This is a genomic window from Flavobacterium sp. PL12, from assembly GCF_039123485.1.
GTDB lineage: Bacteria > Bacteroidota > Bacteroidia > Flavobacteriales > Flavobacteriaceae > Flavobacterium > Flavobacterium weaverense.
Genome location: NZ_JBANDI010000011.1, coordinates 1 through 16,004, shown reverse-complemented (window position 1 = coordinate 16,004; position 16,004 = coordinate 1). Strand labels below are relative to the sequence as shown.

Genomic DNA, 16,004 nt, shown 5'->3' with positions numbered 1-16,004 from the left:
TTTAATCTTCAGTTAGTACAATTGATTATTAAAAACTGAATACTGAATATTTGATTACTGAACACTGAATACTAGAAAAATGGCTTGGTTTAAAAGAAAAGAAAAAGGGATTACGACTGCTACTGAGGACAAAATGGATATTCCAAAAGGACTTTGGTACAAATCTCCAACGGGAAAAATTATTGACGCCGATGAACTTGCACGTAATTTATTTGTAAGTCCAGAAGATGGTTTCCACGTTAGAATTGGAAGCGCCGAGTATTTCCAAATCCTATTTGACAACAATGAATTTGTTGAATTAGATAAAAACATGACTTCTAAAGATCCTTTAAATTTTGTTGATACAAAAAAATATGGTGATCGTTTGAAAGATGTGATGGAAAAAACCAAATTGAAAGATGCAGTGCGCACAGGAGTTGGTAAATCAAAAGGGAAAGAGTTAGTAATTTGCTGTATGGATTTTGCCTTTATTGGTGGATCAATGGGTGCGGTTGTGGGAGAAAAAATCGTTAGAGGTATTGATCACGCAATTAAAAACAAACTTCCATTTGTAATGATTTCAAAATCTGGTGGAGCTCGTATGATGGAAGCAGCTTATTCATTGATGCAACTAGCTAAAACATCTGTTAAATTAGCGCAGCTAGCAGATGCTAAACTACCATACATTTCACTTTGTACTGATCCAACAACTGGAGGAACAACAGCTTCTTATGCGATGTTAGGAGATATCAATATTTCTGAGCCAGGAGCATTAATTGGATTTGCAGGACCTAGAGTTGTTAGAGATACTACAGGAAAAGATTTACCTGAAGGATTTCAAACTGCTGAATTTCTGTTAGAGCACGGTTTCTTAGATTTTATTACACCTAGAAAGCAATTAAAAGACAACATTAACTTATACATCGATTTGATTCAAAACAACGATATAAGGTAAATTTTCATTACAATAGTGTTTAAAAAAAATAGCTTCCAAAATTTTGGAAGCTATTTTTTTTGCTTAGATATTGTTGTGAATTAGAAATAACTATTTACATTCCAGTTCTAATAGCTTCAACAGGATCAAGTTTAGATGCTGCTATAGCTGGAAGAATACCTGATATTAATCCAATTGCTGCTGCAAGTCCTGTTCCTAAAACTATATTTCCTACTCCTAATACGAATTCAAAATCTAAAGCTTTTGTTAGAATCACAGAAATAATCCAAACTAGTAAAAGTCCAATAACTCCACCGATAACTGATAATATTACTGCTTCGAATAAAAACTGAAACATTATAAACCTATTTTTAGCTCCTAATGATTTTTGAATTCCTATTAAATTAGTTCTCTCTTTTACCGAAACAAACATAATATTAGCGATTCCGAATCCACCTACAAGTAATGAAAACCCACTAATGATCCATCCTACTACATTCATCTGTCCTAAAATACCATCAATAAGATCTGTAAAACCCGAAAAAACATTTATAAAAAAATTGTCAATTTCTCCAGCTTTCAAGCCTCTAAAACTTCTTAGCTTTTGAGTAATTTCTCCCTGATATGCTTCCATATCAGCACCTTTAGCTGGTTTAAAAATAATAACATTAGTCAATGAATTATTATTATCTCCATATAATTGACGAACAAAATTTACAGGAATATAAGCAGCAGTATCATTACTATCTCCAAATAATCCTGAACCCTCTTTTTTCATCACTCCTATAACTGTAAATCTTTTCCCGTACAAACGAACATTTTTTCCAATAGGATCAAAGCCTTCAAATAAAGATTTAGCTATTTCATTTCCTAACACAATTACTGTCGCTCCTGAATTAGCTTCAGATTCGTTATAAAATCTTCCGCTTTCAAATTCGATACCTTGAATATCGATGAACTCATGAGAAACTGGAATTATTTTTACATCACTTACTGTTTTGGAATCGTACTTGATTGCTTCTCTTCTCGTAAAAATTTGATAAGCCATCTGGGCAGTATTTGTCATTGCTCCTTTCATGTAGGTGTACTCATCATACTTAACATTAGGAAACTGTTCTCTTTTCCATTGCGGAATCTCTGATGGACCAAATGAAAACTTCATCAAATAAATAGTATTTTTATCTAAGCTGCTTAAGTCTTTAGTGATTTTTCTGTCCAATGAATCAACAGCAGCAAGAACTGCAATGATGGAGAAAATTCCAATAGTCACTCCTAACAAAGAAAGTAAGGTTCTTAATTTATTATTTTTCAATGCATTCATTGCAAAGCCAAAACTCTCTTTTAATAACCTAAGGTAAACTAGCATACAATCTATTTTTGTTAAAGTAAAATTCCATAAATAATTGTCAAAATCCTAATGAAATATTTTTTGAATATCAGCAGATGCTACTATTTCATGTCTACCAATAAAATAGAAGTAAAAATTACAATTATCTCGTTTTCAAATGCCTTTATTTTAACATTAAAAAACTATTTTTGCATTTTATAACTATAACTACATAATGAGCACTACTAAAACAATTCAATCAGCATTAATCTCTGTATTTTCTAAAGAAGGATTAGAACCTATAGTAAGACAACTAAACAGTCAAAATGTTACACTTTATTCTACAGGTGGAACAGAGGATTTTATAAAAAATCTTGGAATTCCAGTAATTCCTGTTGAAGATGTAACTTCTTACCCTTCTATTTTAGGTGGCCGAGTGAAAACTTTACACCCGAAAGTTTTTGGTGGAATATTAAATCGTCAGGATAATGAAAGTGATGTTCAACAAATGAAAGAGTTTGACATCCCGCAAATTGACTTAGTAATTGTTGATTTATACCCTTTTGAAAAAACAGTTGCTTCTGGCGCAAGCGAAGCAGAAATTATTGAAAAAATTGATATTGGTGGAATTTCATTGATTCGTGCTGCTGCAAAAAATTTCAAGGATACTGTAATTGTTTCTTCAGTAGATCAATATAGTTTATTGCTTGATTTAATTACTTCTCAAAACGGAGCAACAACATTAGAAAACAGAAAACTTCTTGCAACTAAAGCTTTTCACGTTTCTTCTCATTACGATGGTGCTATTTTTAACTATTTCAATACTGATGAAACAATCTATAAAGAAAGCATCGCTGATGGACAAGTGTTAAGATACGGAGAGAACCCACATCAAAAAGGATACTTCTTTGGTGAATTTGACGCAATGTTTAACAAAGTACATGGAAAAGAATTGTCATACAACAATTTATTAGATGTTGATGCTGCAGTAAACTTGATTAATGAATTTAAAAACGACGGTCCAACGTTTGCGATACTAAAACACAATAACGCTTGTGGATTAGCAACTAGACCAACTATTAGCGAGGCTTATAATGTCGCTTTAGCTTGTGATCCAACTTCAGCTTTTGGAGGAGTTTTAATTTCGAACACTAAAATAGATGTTGCAACCGCTACAGAAATAAACAAATTATTTTGCGAAGTAGTTATAGCACCTGCTTATGATGACGAGGCTAAAGCAATTTTAGAAGAAAAGAAAAACAGAATTATATTGATTCAAAATGAAGTTGAACTTCCTAATAAACAAGTAAGAACTTGCCTAAATGGACTTTTAATTCAAGAAAGAAACAATATCACTGACAATAAAGAAGCTTTAAAAACCGTTACAGTAACAGCACCTACTGAACAAGAAATTAAAGATTTAATATTTGCTTCAAAAATATGTAAAAACACTAAATCGAATACGATTGTTTTTGCAAAAAATGGAACACTTATTTCCTCTGGAACAGGACAAACTTCAAGAGTAGATGCATTGCTACAAGCAATTGAAAAAGCAAAGAATTTCGGATTTGATTTGAATGGAGCTTCTATGGCAAGTGATGCTTTTTTCCCTTTCCCAGATTGCGTGGAATTAGCTAAAAAAGCAGGGATTACAGCAGTAATTCAGCCTGGAGGATCAATAAAAGATGAACTAAGTATTAATTATTGCAATGAAAATAAAGTTGCAATGGTATTTACGGGAACTCGTCATTTCAAACATTAATTTGTTTAACTTTGCATCCTATTATTTATTATAAATTTTAACCCTTAAAAAACTTATGGGATTTTTTGATTTCATGACCGAGGATATTGCGATAGACCTTGGTACCGCTAATACTTTAATCATACATAATGATAAAGTTGTAATTGACAGCCCATCAATAGTCGCTCGTGATAGGGTTTCGGGTAAAATCATTGCTGTTGGTAAAGAAGCCAACATGATGCAAGGTAAAACACATGAAAACATTAAGACCATAAGGCCTTTGAAAGATGGTGTAATTGCTGACTTTGATGCTTCAGAAAAAATGATTAGTATGTTTATCAAAAGCATACCAGCATTGAAGAAAAGAATGTTTACTCCTGCGTTAAGAATGATAGTATGTATCCCTTCTGGTATTACTGAAGTGGAAATGAGAGCTGTAAAAGAATCTTGTGAACGCGTTAACGGTAAAGAAGTATATTTAATTCATGAGCCAATGGCTGCGGCTATAGGTATCGGAATTGATATTATGCAACCTAAAGGGAACATGATTGTTGACATAGGTGGTGGAACAACTGAAATTGCAGTTATTGCATTAGGCGGGATTGTTTGCGACAAATCAGTGAAAATTGCTGGTGATGTTTTTACAAATGATATCGTTTATTACATGCGTACACAACACAACCTTTTTGTTGGAGAAAGTACTGCTGAAAAGATAAAAATCCAAATTGGGGCTGCTATTGAAGATCTAGAAACTCCTCCAGAGGACATGTCAGTTCAAGGTAGAGATTTACTAACTGGTAAGCCTAAACAAGTTGAAGTTTCTTATAGAGAAATTGCCAAAGCATTAGACAAATCAATTCAACGTATTGAAGATGCAGTAATGGAAACATTATCGCAAACTCCTCCAGAATTAGCTGCTGATATTTACAACACTGGAATTTATCTTGCAGGTGGTGGATCAATGTTGAGAGGTCTTGATAAAAGAATTTCTCAAAAAACAGATCTACCAGTATATATCGCGGAAGATCCATTAAGAGCAGTTGTAAGAGGAACTGGAATGGCACTTAAAAACGTTACTAAATTTAAAAGTATTCTTATAAAATAACGAAAAGATAAATTCTAAATTCTAATCCTCGATAGTGGAGCGATTAGAATTTAGAATTACATTTTTGATTTTTTTTTAAATATTCAATTTCATACAATGCAGCAAATATTTAATTTTATTTTTAAAAACAGTAACAGAATACTGTTTTTGCTGCTTTTAACTATATCGTTGTCCTTAACGATACAGTCACATTCTTTCCACAGAAGTAAGATTATAAGCTCAGCTAATTTTTTAAGTGGTGGAGTTTATGAAAAAGTGAGTAATCTTAATGAGTATTTGAATCTAAAAACTCAAAACGATGCTCTTGCTATTGAAAATGCTAAACTAAAAAGTCTTCTATTTAACGCTAAAGACACTGCTTCAGCTAGAAAACTTGATAGCTTAAAAGGCGTAAAGCTGGAAGATATTATTGTTTCAAAAGTAATTCATAACTCCTATAATGTTTACGAAAATTACCTGACTTTAAATTCTGGTGAGTTAGATGGTGTGAAATCTGACATGGGTGTTGTCAATAGTTTAGGTATTGTTGGAATTATAGAAAACACCTCGCCAAGATATTCTACTGTAATAAGTATATTAAACAAAAGAACTCAAATCAACGCTAAGATTAAAAAGTCTGATCATTTTGGTTCATTAAACTGGAATGGTAAAAGCACTGGTTTTGTCCAACTAACAGATCTTCCTAGACTTGCATTAATCAAAGTTGGAGACACAGTTGTTACTGGTGGACAATCTGTGATATTTCCTGAGAACATTAACATTGGAACAATCGCTAAAATTTATAGAGATACTCAAACTAATTTTTACACACTAGATATCAAACTTTTTAATGACATGACAAATCTAGGTCATGTATATATTATCAAAAGAAAAGATCGCGACGAAGTTATTAATTTAGAAAAAAAACTAAAAGATGAATAGTGCCTTGTTAGCCAATATTTTTCGTTTTTTGCTATTATTAGCCGTTCAGATCATCATATTCAATAATATGAACTTTTTGGGCTACATAAGTCCATTTCCATATATTTTGTTTATAATCTTGTATCCCGTAAATGGTAATAAATCTGGTTTAATAGCGGCGAGTTTTTTACTTGGAATAATCATGGATTTATTTAGTAATTCTGGAGGAACGCATGCAACAGCCTGTTTAGTTTTAGCTTACTTTAGGCCATCCATTTTCAAGTTTGCTTTTGGACTAAGTTATGAATATCAAACAATAAAATTAAATGATGTTTTAACACCACAACGATTTTCATTTATATTACTATCAGTTGTTATACATCACTTTACCTTATTTTTATTAGAGGCTTTCCAGTTGACCTATATATTAGATACTTTAATAACGACATTATTAAGTACTGTATTCACCATCATAATTTGTATTATTATCATATATCTTATTAAGCCTAACAAAAGATGAGAAAAGTCTTGTTGCCTTCTTTAATTATCATTGCCACTTCATTACTTTTAATTCGAATTTTTTACTTACAGGTTGTTGACGATACTTTAAAATTAAAGTCGGAGAATAACGCTATCAAAAAAAAATACGAATATCCAGAGCGTGGCTATATATATGATCGAAAAGGAAAGTTATTAGTTGCTAATCAAGCGTCTTATGACATTATGGTAATTCCTCGCGAGGTAAAAAAAACTGACACATTAGAGTTTTGCCAATTACTGAACATCACTAAAGAAGACTTTATCCAAAAAATTGCAAAGGCTAAAGTATACAGTCCTAGACTTCCCTCCGTTTTCTTATCGCAATTAAACAAAAGTGAATTTGCTGCTTTCCAAGAAAAAATTCGAAAATATGAAGGCTTTTATTTCCAAAAACGTTCGTTGAGAGATTACGAAGTAGGTTTTGGTGCCAATATTTTTGGATTCATCACTCAAGTTAATGAGAGATTAGTTGCTAAAAACCCATACTATAACAGCGGTGACTTAATAGGACAACAAGGTGTAGAACAGAGTTATGAAGACCTTTTGAGAGGTGTCAAAGGAGTGAAATATGTTCAAAAAGATAAATACAACCGCGAAATCGGTTCGTATAAGGATGGAAAATATGATACTATAGCCGTTCAGGGTGAAGACATCAATCTTACTATTGACGCTGAACTACAAAAATATGGAGAGGAATTAATGCTCAACAAAAGAGGAGGAATTGTTGCCATTGAACCTAGTTCAGGTGAAATACTAGCGTTAGTAACAGCACCATCTTATGATCCTGGAATATTAGTGGGAAGACAACGCTCTAAAAATTACACTGAATTATATCGCGACTCTATAGCAAAACCACTCTATGACAGAGGCTTATTAGCAGAATATCCACCAGGTTCCCCGTTTAAAATTTTAACCGGACTTATTGGGTTGCAGGAAGGCGTAATTAATGAACAAACAACTTTCTATTGCAACCATGGATTTAGTTATGGACGCGGTAGATTTATGAAATGTCACGCGCACCCACCTGCCCAACAATTACATAACGGGATTTACAATTCTTGCAATACTTATTTTGCACAAGCCTTTATGCTAACCATAAACAAATACAATAATCCAGCTAAAGCAGTGGATATTTGGAGTAATCACGTAAAAAGCTTTGGTCTAGGTCAATTTATGGGGTATGATTTACCAACAGGTAAAAGAGGAAAAATCCCAGATTCGAAAACTTATAAAAAAATCTATCCTAATGGAGGTTGGAGATCTACCACTATCGTTTCTAATGCTATCGGACAGGGAGAAATAGTAATGACTCCAATTCAGTTAGCAAACATGATGGCGACAATTGCTAATGAAGGTTATTATTACACGCCTCACATCATCAAAAAAATAGAAGAGCATAAAATAGATGAGAAGTTTACAACAAAACATGTAACTACCATCGATAAAAAACATTTTAAGCCAATTATAAGCGGTCTTTCGGACGTTTTTAACTTAGGTACTGCAAGAGCTCTTAAAGTTGAAGGAATAGACATTTGCGGTAAAACAGGTACAGCAGAAAATTTTGCAAAAATTGGAGGTAAAAGAGTACAATTAAAAGATCACTCCATATTTGTAGCTTTCGCGCCAAAAGACAATCCAAAAATAGCAATTGCTGTAATGGTTGAAAATGGAGGGTTTGGAGCTGCGATAGCTGGACCAATTGCCAGCTTAATGATTGAGAAATACCTTCGTCAAAAAATCACAAGAATTGATTTAGAGAAAAAGATATTGGCGACTAGTTTACAAAGTGAATACGCTAAACTAGGCGGGCTTTCTGCAAAAGTGAAGGCACAAATGAGAATTCGCGATTCGATTTTAAACAAAAAAATAGCAATTCCAGTAGTTAAAGTGAAAATTGATACTACAAAAGAGAAAAAACAAGCGATATAATTCAGATGAAAAACCAAAGTGTATCAAACAATATTGACTGGATAAGTATAGTAATTTATACGTTATTAGTTATTTTGGGCTGGCTAAATATATACTCTTCATCCTTGTCTTCAATGGAGGACACGTATCAGAAGCAATTGATATTTATTGTTCTAACCATTCCTTTGATTTTCGTAGTGCTATCAGTTGATGGCAAATTTTACGAAAAGTATGCCAGTATTATTTTTATAATCTCCTTACTGTCATTAGTAGGCTTATTCGCCTTTGGAAAAACAATTGCTGGACAGCGTTGTTGGTATGCAATAGGTAGTTTTACATTACAACCTTCTGAATTTGCAAAAGCCGCAACATCATTGGCGCTAGCAAAATATTTAAGTGACACTCAAATAAATTTAAAAGAAGTCAGTCGACAATGGCAAGCCCTCGCTATTATACTATTACCTGTAATGTTAATTTTGCCACAGCCCGATCCTGGGAGTGCGTTAATCTACAGCATTTTTATAATTGTTTTGTACCGTGAAGGCTTACCTGCTTGGTATGTAGTAACTGGTTTTGTGACTGTACTGTTATTTATCTTAACACTAGTATTAGAACCGCAATATGTGATACTAATAGGACTTGCAGTTTTAGTCATCGTCCATTTTAAATCTAGATTAGGCGACCGAAACATTGTTTTAAGTAGCATACTTTTCGCGCTTATTACTGCATTTGTTTTTTCTGTCGACTACGTATTTGACAACTTATTCAAACAGCATCATAGAGACCGTTTCAACATCCTTTTAGGAAAAACAGTAGACATGAAAGGAATAGGATATAACACAAACCAATCAGAAATCGCAATCGGATCTGGTGGTTGGATTGGAAAAGGATTTCTTGAAGGAACACAAACTAAAGGTGGGTTTGTACCGGAACAACATACCGATTATATTTTCACAACTGTAGGTGAAGAGTGGGGTTTCGCTGGTTCATTAGTTGTAATTGCACTTTTTGCAGGTTTATTTCTTAGAATAATCTATTTAGCTGAAAGGCAAAAAACAAAATTTAGTAGAGTTTACGGTTATTGTGTCGCTGGAATTTTATTTACACACTTTTTTGTAAATATTGCGATGGTTGTTGGTATATTCCCAACAATTGGAGTGCCACTGCCCTTTTTCTCTTATGGAGGATCAGGACTTTGGGGATTCACGATCTTACTGTTTATCTTTATAAAAATGGATGCTAATAAAGTGAATGAGTGGTAAATTATATTGCCTACTATTTAAAACTCCAATCTTTATAATCAGTGTTGCGTTGTAGTATATCTTCCACTTTATCTTCTAATTTTGGGAAGAAATCTATTCCCGTTAATTTTTCAATGCTATCAACAGACACCACAAATTCATAAAGTGGCTTATCACTTTTTTCGTTTGGAACTAAAAACGCGATCATTTTAGATTTGTTTCCAACTGTGCTCATTAGTACTTTATAGAAATATTTAGGTACTGAAACTTTTTCCTTCCCTATTGTTGGCAATGAGCTTTCTAAAACACCTCCCGTAACGACATATAAACCATCATATTTTACAGCCCAATAACGTACTTTTTGCTCTAATCTATTCCAGACTCCTTCATTAAATTTATGATCTTGGGGTGAAATATTTGAGGTTAAGAAAGTGTCGTTGTATGCGTTCTGATCGAAAGCCATATCACCCGCTGGGCAAAGATGTCCTTTATCGTAGCCGGAGTTTTTATAGTTTTTCCAATCTGCAGAACCGGTTGTAACCTTCGAGTCTTCTATAAAATAAGGTCTTTTAAAATTACTGTTTTGCACATGAGACTTCTTTAATTCGTATGCAACCCACTCTGCTTGCTCAAATTCTTCATTGTACGAAAGTGTATAATAACTGTGGTTGACAATTTGATTAGTTGTTGAAGTTGGTAAAAAGTCAAAATTACCACCCGTCATCGCCGTATCATTATAGTCATCAGTATTTACTCTTCCACCTTCAAAAGACTTTTCAGTTTGTATCGTTGTGTCATTATCATTGGATTGGTTTTTATTACATGAATAAAAACACGTCAACGAAAATAATAAAATTATAAACGAGCTGTTTGTCTTCATTATACTATTTTAGAATGATTATTTTGGTTTAAATAAGAAAACAAGATACTTATAAAAAGTAAAATATCATTTATAAAGTGAAGTATAAAAAAACGCTCCAAAAGAAAATTTCCTTTGGAGCGCATTTTTATATGAATTACCGATTTATGATCTATTAAGATTTAACTAATTTTTCTTTTTTAATAGTAACTGGAATCGCTTTTTTAGTAATTGTTTTGGATTGCAAATCATCTAAAACATTAAGCGCTTCTTCAACATATATATCTTTCGCTAATGCTTCATGCCACCTTTCTCTTTTTTCTTTCAAAGTAGCATCATTATTCATTACGTCTGTCTCATAAGGTAAAGATGTAAATATTAATGTGTTCTTGTAATCAAAGATTGGTTTGTATTTTTTAGCTTTCTCTTCAATTTCAGTTTGCGCCGTTTTGAATTTATCAATGTTTAAATTATATACATTTTCTTTACTTCTGCTATCTATCCATTTTGCGTTTTCCTCAATTAACTGGAACTGCGGATTACCACTAATTCTACTTTTACTATTAGCAATTGCTTGATTAAAATTTGCATTTTTATTCCATTCTGTATACTCAGCCTTATCAATTTTATCCCATGGCATTGCGTTACTAATATCACGTTCACCCATTTTTAAATACGCATATCTATCTGGCATTACGATATCACTTCTTACTCCTTCAAGTTGGGTTGAGCCTCCGTTTATTCTATAGAACTTTTGAGTTGTAGTTTTAACCGCTCCTAGGTCACCCGCAGAACTACTACGAACAAATTGGTTTAAATCAATAACATTTTGTACCGTTCCTTTACCATAAGTTTGTTTACTACCAATGATAATTCCTCTTTTATAATCTTGAATTGCAGCTGCTAAAATTTCTGAAGCTGAAGCAGAGAAACTATTTACCATGATCACTAATGGTCCATCCCACTCAATCTTTTTATCTCTATCGTATAGAACTTCTTTTCTTCGACCTGCTGATTTGATTTGGACAATCGGCCCTTGTTCAATAAATAAGCCTGCAATATCTACAACAGTAGATAAAGATCCACCACCATCATCGCGAACATCTAATACGATTCCATCTACACCAGCTTTCTTTAATCGGTCTACTTCAATAGCGATATCTTTTCCAGCATCTCTACCGTCTTTATTTTCGAAATCAATATAGAATTTCGGCAAATAGATAACCCCATATTTTAATCCGTCTTTATTCACAACGCTTGACTTTGCGTATGTTTCCTCAATTTCAACGATGTCTCTAATGATCGGAATAACCTTAATAGTTCCATCTACTTTCTTAACGGTCAATCGAACTTCAGAACCTTTAGGTCCTTTTATTTTTTTAACAACATCATCAAGACGCATCCCCACTACTTCTACTGCCTCACTTTTACCTTGAGCCACTTTCATGATTAAGTCACCTGCTTCTAAAAGTTTTCCTCTCCATGCTGGTCCACCAGATATAAGTTCTGTGATTTCAGTAAAATCATTTTTCTTTTGTAGACGAGCTCCAATACCTTCTAACTTACCACTAATACTAACATCAAAACGCTCTTTTTCCTCTGGCGCAAAATAGTTTGTATGTGGGTCAAAACGAGCTGTGATTGAATTTACGTATACGGAAAACCAGTCATTTCGATTTAAGTCTTTTATAAATCCAAAATACTCATCTAAAGATTTAGCGGAACTTTCTCTCGTTTCCTTTTCTAATGCTTCAAAAGATTTAGCCTCGTATTTAGGATCATTTTTCTTCTTGTCTTCCTCTAACTTTTGCTTATCAGTCAACGAAGAAAGAGTAGTCAATTTAATCTGCTTACGCCATCTGTCTTTTAATTCTGCTAAGTTTTTTGGATAAGGAGCCTTCTCATAATCAATATTGAAACTTTCATCAACAGTATAGTCGAATGGCTTACTTAAAATTTCCTTATATATTTTAGCACTTTCATCCATTCTTTTCATCAAACGATCATAAGTAAGACTAAAAAAAGATAAATCTTTATTTAGCAACTGATCATCTAACTGCAGCTCAAATTTTGAAAATTCATCAATATCTGCTTGCAAAAAGAATCTTTTTGAAGGGTCAAGTGCATCTATATAGTCTTTGTAAATACCTTTCGAAAATGCATCATCAATTGTCGCAGGACTGTAATGTCCTTTTTCAATAACAAAAGTTAGCAACTCTAAAAGCAACTTATCCTTTTCTGGATCGTTAGCTTTTGTTGAATTCATTTTGAAAGCAAATAATGTCACCGACATAAGTACGACAACAAGGATAATTTTATAATTTCTTTTCATAAAGTTAAGAATAGTATTCATGAATTTTTTATTCTAATTTACGGTAAAAACCATGCCATCGGCAGCATAGTGCGCATAAACTTTTGTTAAAGATATAAAATACTTCTTTTTTTACTATTGGAAATGATTTAAGATAACATATTTTTATCTTTTGTTCACACAATGCCAATTTGCGTGGCTATATTTATCAGTAAAATCATATATTAACGTTGCTTTTTAACATATTTACAATGAAAAACCAAAGACCTTTAATACTAATAACAAATGATGACGGTGTTTCTGCACCTGGACTTCGAGCACTTGTTTCTGTTATGGCAGAGCTTGGCGAAATCATAGTCGTTGCACCGGATTCTCCACAAAGCGCTATGGGACATGCTATTACAACAAATAGCACTTTGTATTTAAATAAAATTTCAAAAGACAGTGATGCAATTCTTGAATATAGCTGTTCAGGAACGCCAGTTGACTGCGTAAAACTAGCGGTGAATGAGATTTTAAAACGCAAACCTGACTTATGTGTGTCTGGTATTAATCACGGCTCTAATTCATCGATAAACGTTATTTACTCTGGTACAATGAGTGCCGCTGTAGAAGCTGGAATTGAAGGTATACCTGCAATAGGATTTTCATTGATGGATTTTGACTGGAATGCTAACTTTGAACCTACAAAATCATTTATTAAAAAAATAGCTTCTGAAGTATTAGAAAATGGCTTGCCAGACGGTGTCGTGCTAAATGTTAATTTCCCAAAGCTTGAAGAAAAGGATATAAAAGGAATTCGTATTTGCCGTCAAGCGAAAGCCAGATGGATGGAGAAATTTGATAAAAGAAAAACACCGCAAGGAAGAGATTATTACTGGCTTGCTGGAGAATTTGTAAATCAAGATAAAGGAGAAGATACCGATGAATGGGCATTAGAACACAATTACATTTCAGTGGTTCCCGTACAATTTGATTTAACAGCGCACCACACTATACAAAACCTCAATACATGGAAATGGAATGAATAAAAAAGACTTACTCATTGGCTTCATAATAGGATTTACTGCTACGGTAGTTGGATCTTATTTATTTATCAGCTTGTTTACTGACTTTACTTTTCTAGCGGGAATTCAAATCTTAAAATCCCAAGGAAATCTAGGTAAAATAAGTACTCTTGGGACTATTCTCACCTTGATTGTTTTTGGAATTCTATTGAAATTGAATAAAGAAATGATGGCACGTGGTGTAGTGTTATCAGTGATTTTGCTGGCAATACTTACTTTATTTATTTAGACAAGGATATTACTTTACCTTTGCATATCAAATTAAGACAATTAAATTCCATCTAATTTAATTCGTTTTGGATTGAAAATTCTAAATCGTAAAAAAATGAAATACTATATAATTGCAGGTGAAGCATCAGGAGATTTACACGGTTCTAACTTAATGAAAGAACTGTACAAAAAAGATTCGTCTGCTGATATCCGCTTTTGGGGTGGCGATTTAATGCAAAATGTAGGCGGAACTTTAGTGAAGCATTACCGTGAATTAGCTTTTATGGGATTTGTAGAAGTTATTTTCAACTTAAAAACGATACTTGGAAATATTAAAATATGTAAAAAAGATATTTTAGAATTCAATCCTGACGTTCTAATTTTCATCGATTATCCTGGTTTTAATTTACGCATTGCAAAATGGGCAAAAGCATTAGGGATGCGAACTCATTACTATATTTCTCCACAAATATGGGCTTGGAAAGAAAGTAGAATCAGTGACATTAAGCGCGATGTAGATAAAATGTATGTGATTTTACCTTTCGAAAAAAAGTTCTACGAAGAAAAGCATCAGTATCCAGTAGAATTTGTAGGACATCCACTTATTGATGCCATCAACAATCAGCCAAAAGTCGATGCAATTACATTTAGAACGGAAAACAAACTTAGTGATAAGCCAATTATTGCTGTTTTACCTGGAAGCAGAAAACAAGAAATTACAAAAATGCTCTCGGTTATGCTTAGCGTAGTTAATGATTTTCCAGACTATCAATTTGTAATTGCTGGAGCACCAAGTCAAGATTTCGAATTCTACAAAAATTTTATCACTCAAGATAATATAAAATTCATATCTAATAAAACTTATGATTTGCTGCGTAATTCGACGGCAGCATTAGTTACTTCAGGAACTGCGACATTAGAAACAGCACTGTTTAAAGTGCCGGAAGTGGTTTGTTATAAAGGGAGTTGGGGTTCGTATCAAATTGCCAAACGAATCATCACATTGAAATATATTTCATTAGTAAATTTAATAATGGATGAGGAAGTTGTAACAGAACTAATTCAAGAGGATTGTACGCACAAGCGAATTAAAGAAGAACTTCAAAAACTATTGACTCCTAGCTATCGAGATACGCTTTTAGAAAAATATGCGTTATTAGAAAAGCAGTTGGGCGGAATTGGTGCAAGCGAAAAAACGGCTGCCCTTATTTTTGATGATCTAAAATAAGACAATAATTAACGCTCATAAATAAAAAGTAAACTCTTTTGAAAAATTTTATACTGCTACTACTTTTAGCAAGTTTTTTTACAGCTTGTAAATCTACGTCTCCCATAATTACTTCTAAAAAAGGAGAAAAGAGAGAGAAATCCAGTCGCTCTGAAAATAGAAGAACTGATAAAGTGGCTGATCATTTAATTGATCTTGCCGCAGATAATATTGGTGTAAGGTATAAATATGGAGGAACTACAAGATCTGGATTTGATTGCTCTGGTTTAATGTACACAGTTTTTAATGCTGAAAATATAGTGTTACCTCGTAATTCGTACGAACAATCTAAAATAGGTGTAGTTCTAAATCAAAAGCGGGAACAAGCGCAAAAAGGAGATCTAATTTTCTTTAAAACCGATAATAGTAAAATAATTAACCACGTTGGAATTATTACCGAAGTGAGTGAAGACGAAATTAAATTTATTCACTCTTCCACTTCAAAAGGTGTTATTATCTCGTCAACTAAACAAGCGTATTACAGGAATGCTTTAGTACAAATCAACAGAGTATTATAAAACATTAATGTCCGATAAAAAATAAATCCGCATGATTTTATTTTTCATCTATTTGATTGCCAATGTTTTAATTTTTATTTTCTGTGCTTTTATAAAA

General features: G+C 32.9%; 14 protein-coding genes. 11 read left to right on the top strand and 3 right to left on the bottom strand.

Translation table 11 applies throughout. The features are described 5' to 3' along the window. Window positions 1-79 precede the first annotated feature (79 nt). Entirely contained in the window at window positions 80-934 is an 855-nt protein-coding gene (accD, locus tag RCH19_RS06750; protein WP_121925014.1) for an acetyl-CoA carboxylase, carboxyltransferase subunit beta, read from the top strand. Between the two features lie 94 nt (window positions 935-1,028). On the opposite strand, the gene RCH19_RS06745 is transcribed toward accD, so the two are convergent. Continuing rightward, window positions 1,029-2,279 (bottom strand): ABC transporter permease, encoded by a 1,251-nt coding sequence (locus RCH19_RS06745; protein ID WP_121925013.1) that lies wholly within the window; start codon window positions 2,277-2,279, stop codon window positions 1,029-1,031. A 196-nt stretch (window positions 2,280-2,475) separates the two neighbouring features. On the opposite strand from RCH19_RS06745, the gene purH reads away from it, so the two are divergent. The 6 genes from purH (at window position 2,476) to rodA (ending at window position 9,696) form a co-directional block, all read left to right on the top strand. Next, window positions 2,476-4,002, top strand: coding sequence for a bifunctional phosphoribosylaminoimidazolecarboxamide formyltransferase/IMP cyclohydrolase (gene purH / locus RCH19_RS06740; protein WP_343022581.1), 1,527 nt, complete (start codon window positions 2,476-2,478; stop codon window positions 4,000-4,002). Window positions 4,003-4,057: 55 nt separating this feature from the next. Beyond that, the gene (locus RCH19_RS06735; RefSeq protein ID WP_121925011.1) at window positions 4,058-5,086 is read left to right on the top strand and encodes a rod shape-determining protein; all 1,029 of its coding nucleotides are present in this window, start codon (window positions 4,058-4,060) and stop codon (window positions 5,084-5,086) included. 96 nt (window positions 5,087-5,182) lie between these two features. Beyond that, on the top strand, window positions 5,183-6,007 hold the full coding sequence (mreC, locus tag RCH19_RS06730; RefSeq protein ID WP_121925010.1) for a rod shape-determining protein MreC: 825 nt from the start codon (window positions 5,183-5,185) through the stop codon (window positions 6,005-6,007). After that, window positions 6,000-6,506 (top strand): rod shape-determining protein MreD, encoded by a 507-nt coding sequence (mreD, locus tag RCH19_RS06725; protein ID WP_121925009.1) that lies wholly within the window; start codon window positions 6,000-6,002, stop codon window positions 6,504-6,506. Before mreC ends, mreD begins: the two co-directional genes overlap by 8 nt. Then, window positions 6,503-8,455: a penicillin-binding protein 2 gene (mrdA, locus tag RCH19_RS06720; protein ID WP_121925008.1), complete on the top strand. Its 1,953-nt coding sequence runs from the start codon at window positions 6,503-6,505 to the stop codon at window positions 8,453-8,455. Before mreD ends, mrdA begins: the two co-directional genes overlap by 4 nt. Window positions 8,456-8,460: 5 nt before the next feature. Next, window positions 8,461-9,696: a rod shape-determining protein RodA gene (gene rodA / locus RCH19_RS06715; protein WP_121925007.1), complete on the top strand. Its 1,236-nt coding sequence runs from the start codon at window positions 8,461-8,463 to the stop codon at window positions 9,694-9,696. 13 nt (window positions 9,697-9,709) lie between these two features. Here rodA and RCH19_RS06710 read toward each other — a convergent pair whose 3' ends face one another. Then, on the bottom strand, window positions 9,710-10,399 hold the full coding sequence (locus tag RCH19_RS06710) for a DNA/RNA non-specific endonuclease (protein WP_343022639.1): 690 nt from the start codon (window positions 10,397-10,399) through the stop codon (window positions 9,710-9,712). 310 nt (window positions 10,400-10,709) lie between these two features. After that, window positions 10,710-12,887, bottom strand: a complete 2,178-nt coding sequence (locus tag RCH19_RS06705; protein WP_343022580.1) for a carboxy terminal-processing peptidase — start codon at window positions 12,885-12,887, stop codon at window positions 10,710-10,712. Between the two features lie 209 nt (window positions 12,888-13,096). Between RCH19_RS06705 and surE the strand changes: the two genes are divergently transcribed. The 4 genes from surE to RCH19_RS06685 all read left to right on the top strand — a co-directional run bounded on the left by surE (window position 13,097) and on the right by RCH19_RS06685 (window position 15,907). Further along, on the top strand, window positions 13,097-13,876 hold the full coding sequence (gene surE, locus RCH19_RS06700; protein WP_121925004.1) for a 5'/3'-nucleotidase SurE: 780 nt from the start codon (window positions 13,097-13,099) through the stop codon (window positions 13,874-13,876). Beyond that, the gene (locus RCH19_RS06695) at window positions 13,869-14,141 is read left to right on the top strand and encodes a hypothetical protein (RefSeq protein ID WP_343022579.1); all 273 of its coding nucleotides are present in this window, start codon (window positions 13,869-13,871) and stop codon (window positions 14,139-14,141) included. Before surE ends, RCH19_RS06695 begins: the two co-directional genes overlap by 8 nt. Window positions 14,142-14,237: 96 nt before the next feature. Next, on the top strand, window positions 14,238-15,350 hold the full coding sequence (gene lpxB, locus RCH19_RS06690; protein WP_343022578.1) for a lipid-A-disaccharide synthase: 1,113 nt from the start codon (window positions 14,238-14,240) through the stop codon (window positions 15,348-15,350). A 38-nt stretch (window positions 15,351-15,388) separates the two neighbouring features. Next, entirely contained in the window at window positions 15,389-15,907 is a 519-nt protein-coding gene (locus RCH19_RS06685) for a C40 family peptidase (RefSeq protein WP_343022577.1), read from the top strand. The last annotated feature ends 97 nt before the right edge of the window (window positions 15,908-16,004 follow it).

Excerpts from the sequence above, each read along its gene's own strand:
- mrdA (WP_121925008.1), top strand. The coding sequence starts at position 6,503 with ATGAGAAAAGTCTTGTTGCCTTCTTTAATTATCATTGCCACTTCATTA.
- accD (WP_121925014.1), top strand. The coding sequence starts at position 80 with ATGGCTTGGTTTAAAAGAAAAGAAAAAGGGATTACGACTGCTACTGAG.
- RCH19_RS06695 (WP_343022579.1), top strand. The coding sequence starts at position 13,869 with ATGAATAAAAAAGACTTACTCATTGGCTTCATAATAGGATTTACTGCT.
- mreD (WP_121925009.1), top strand. The coding sequence starts at position 6,000 with ATGAATAGTGCCTTGTTAGCCAATATTTTTCGTTTTTTGCTATTATTA.
- RCH19_RS06735 (WP_121925011.1), top strand. The coding sequence starts at position 4,058 with ATGGGATTTTTTGATTTCATGACCGAGGATATTGCGATAGACCTTGGT.
- surE (WP_121925004.1), top strand. The coding sequence starts at position 13,097 with ATGAAAAACCAAAGACCTTTAATACTAATAACAAATGATGACGGTGTT.
- RCH19_RS06705 (WP_343022580.1), bottom strand. The coding sequence starts at position 12,887 with ATGAATACTATTCTTAACTTTATGAAAAGAAATTATAAAATTATCCTT.
- rodA (WP_121925007.1), top strand. The coding sequence starts at position 8,461 with ATGAAAAACCAAAGTGTATCAAACAATATTGACTGGATAAGTATAGTA.
- RCH19_RS06710 (WP_343022639.1), bottom strand. The coding sequence starts at position 10,399 with ATGACGGGTGGTAATTTTGACTTTTTACCAACTTCAACAACTAATCAA.
- lpxB (WP_343022578.1), top strand. The coding sequence starts at position 14,238 with ATGAAATACTATATAATTGCAGGTGAAGCATCAGGAGATTTACACGGT.
- mreC (WP_121925010.1), top strand. The coding sequence starts at position 5,183 with ATGCAGCAAATATTTAATTTTATTTTTAAAAACAGTAACAGAATACTG.
- RCH19_RS06745 (WP_121925013.1), bottom strand. The coding sequence starts at position 2,279 with ATGCTAGTTTACCTTAGGTTATTAAAAGAGAGTTTTGGCTTTGCAATG.
- purH (WP_343022581.1), top strand. The coding sequence starts at position 2,476 with ATGAGCACTACTAAAACAATTCAATCAGCATTAATCTCTGTATTTTCT.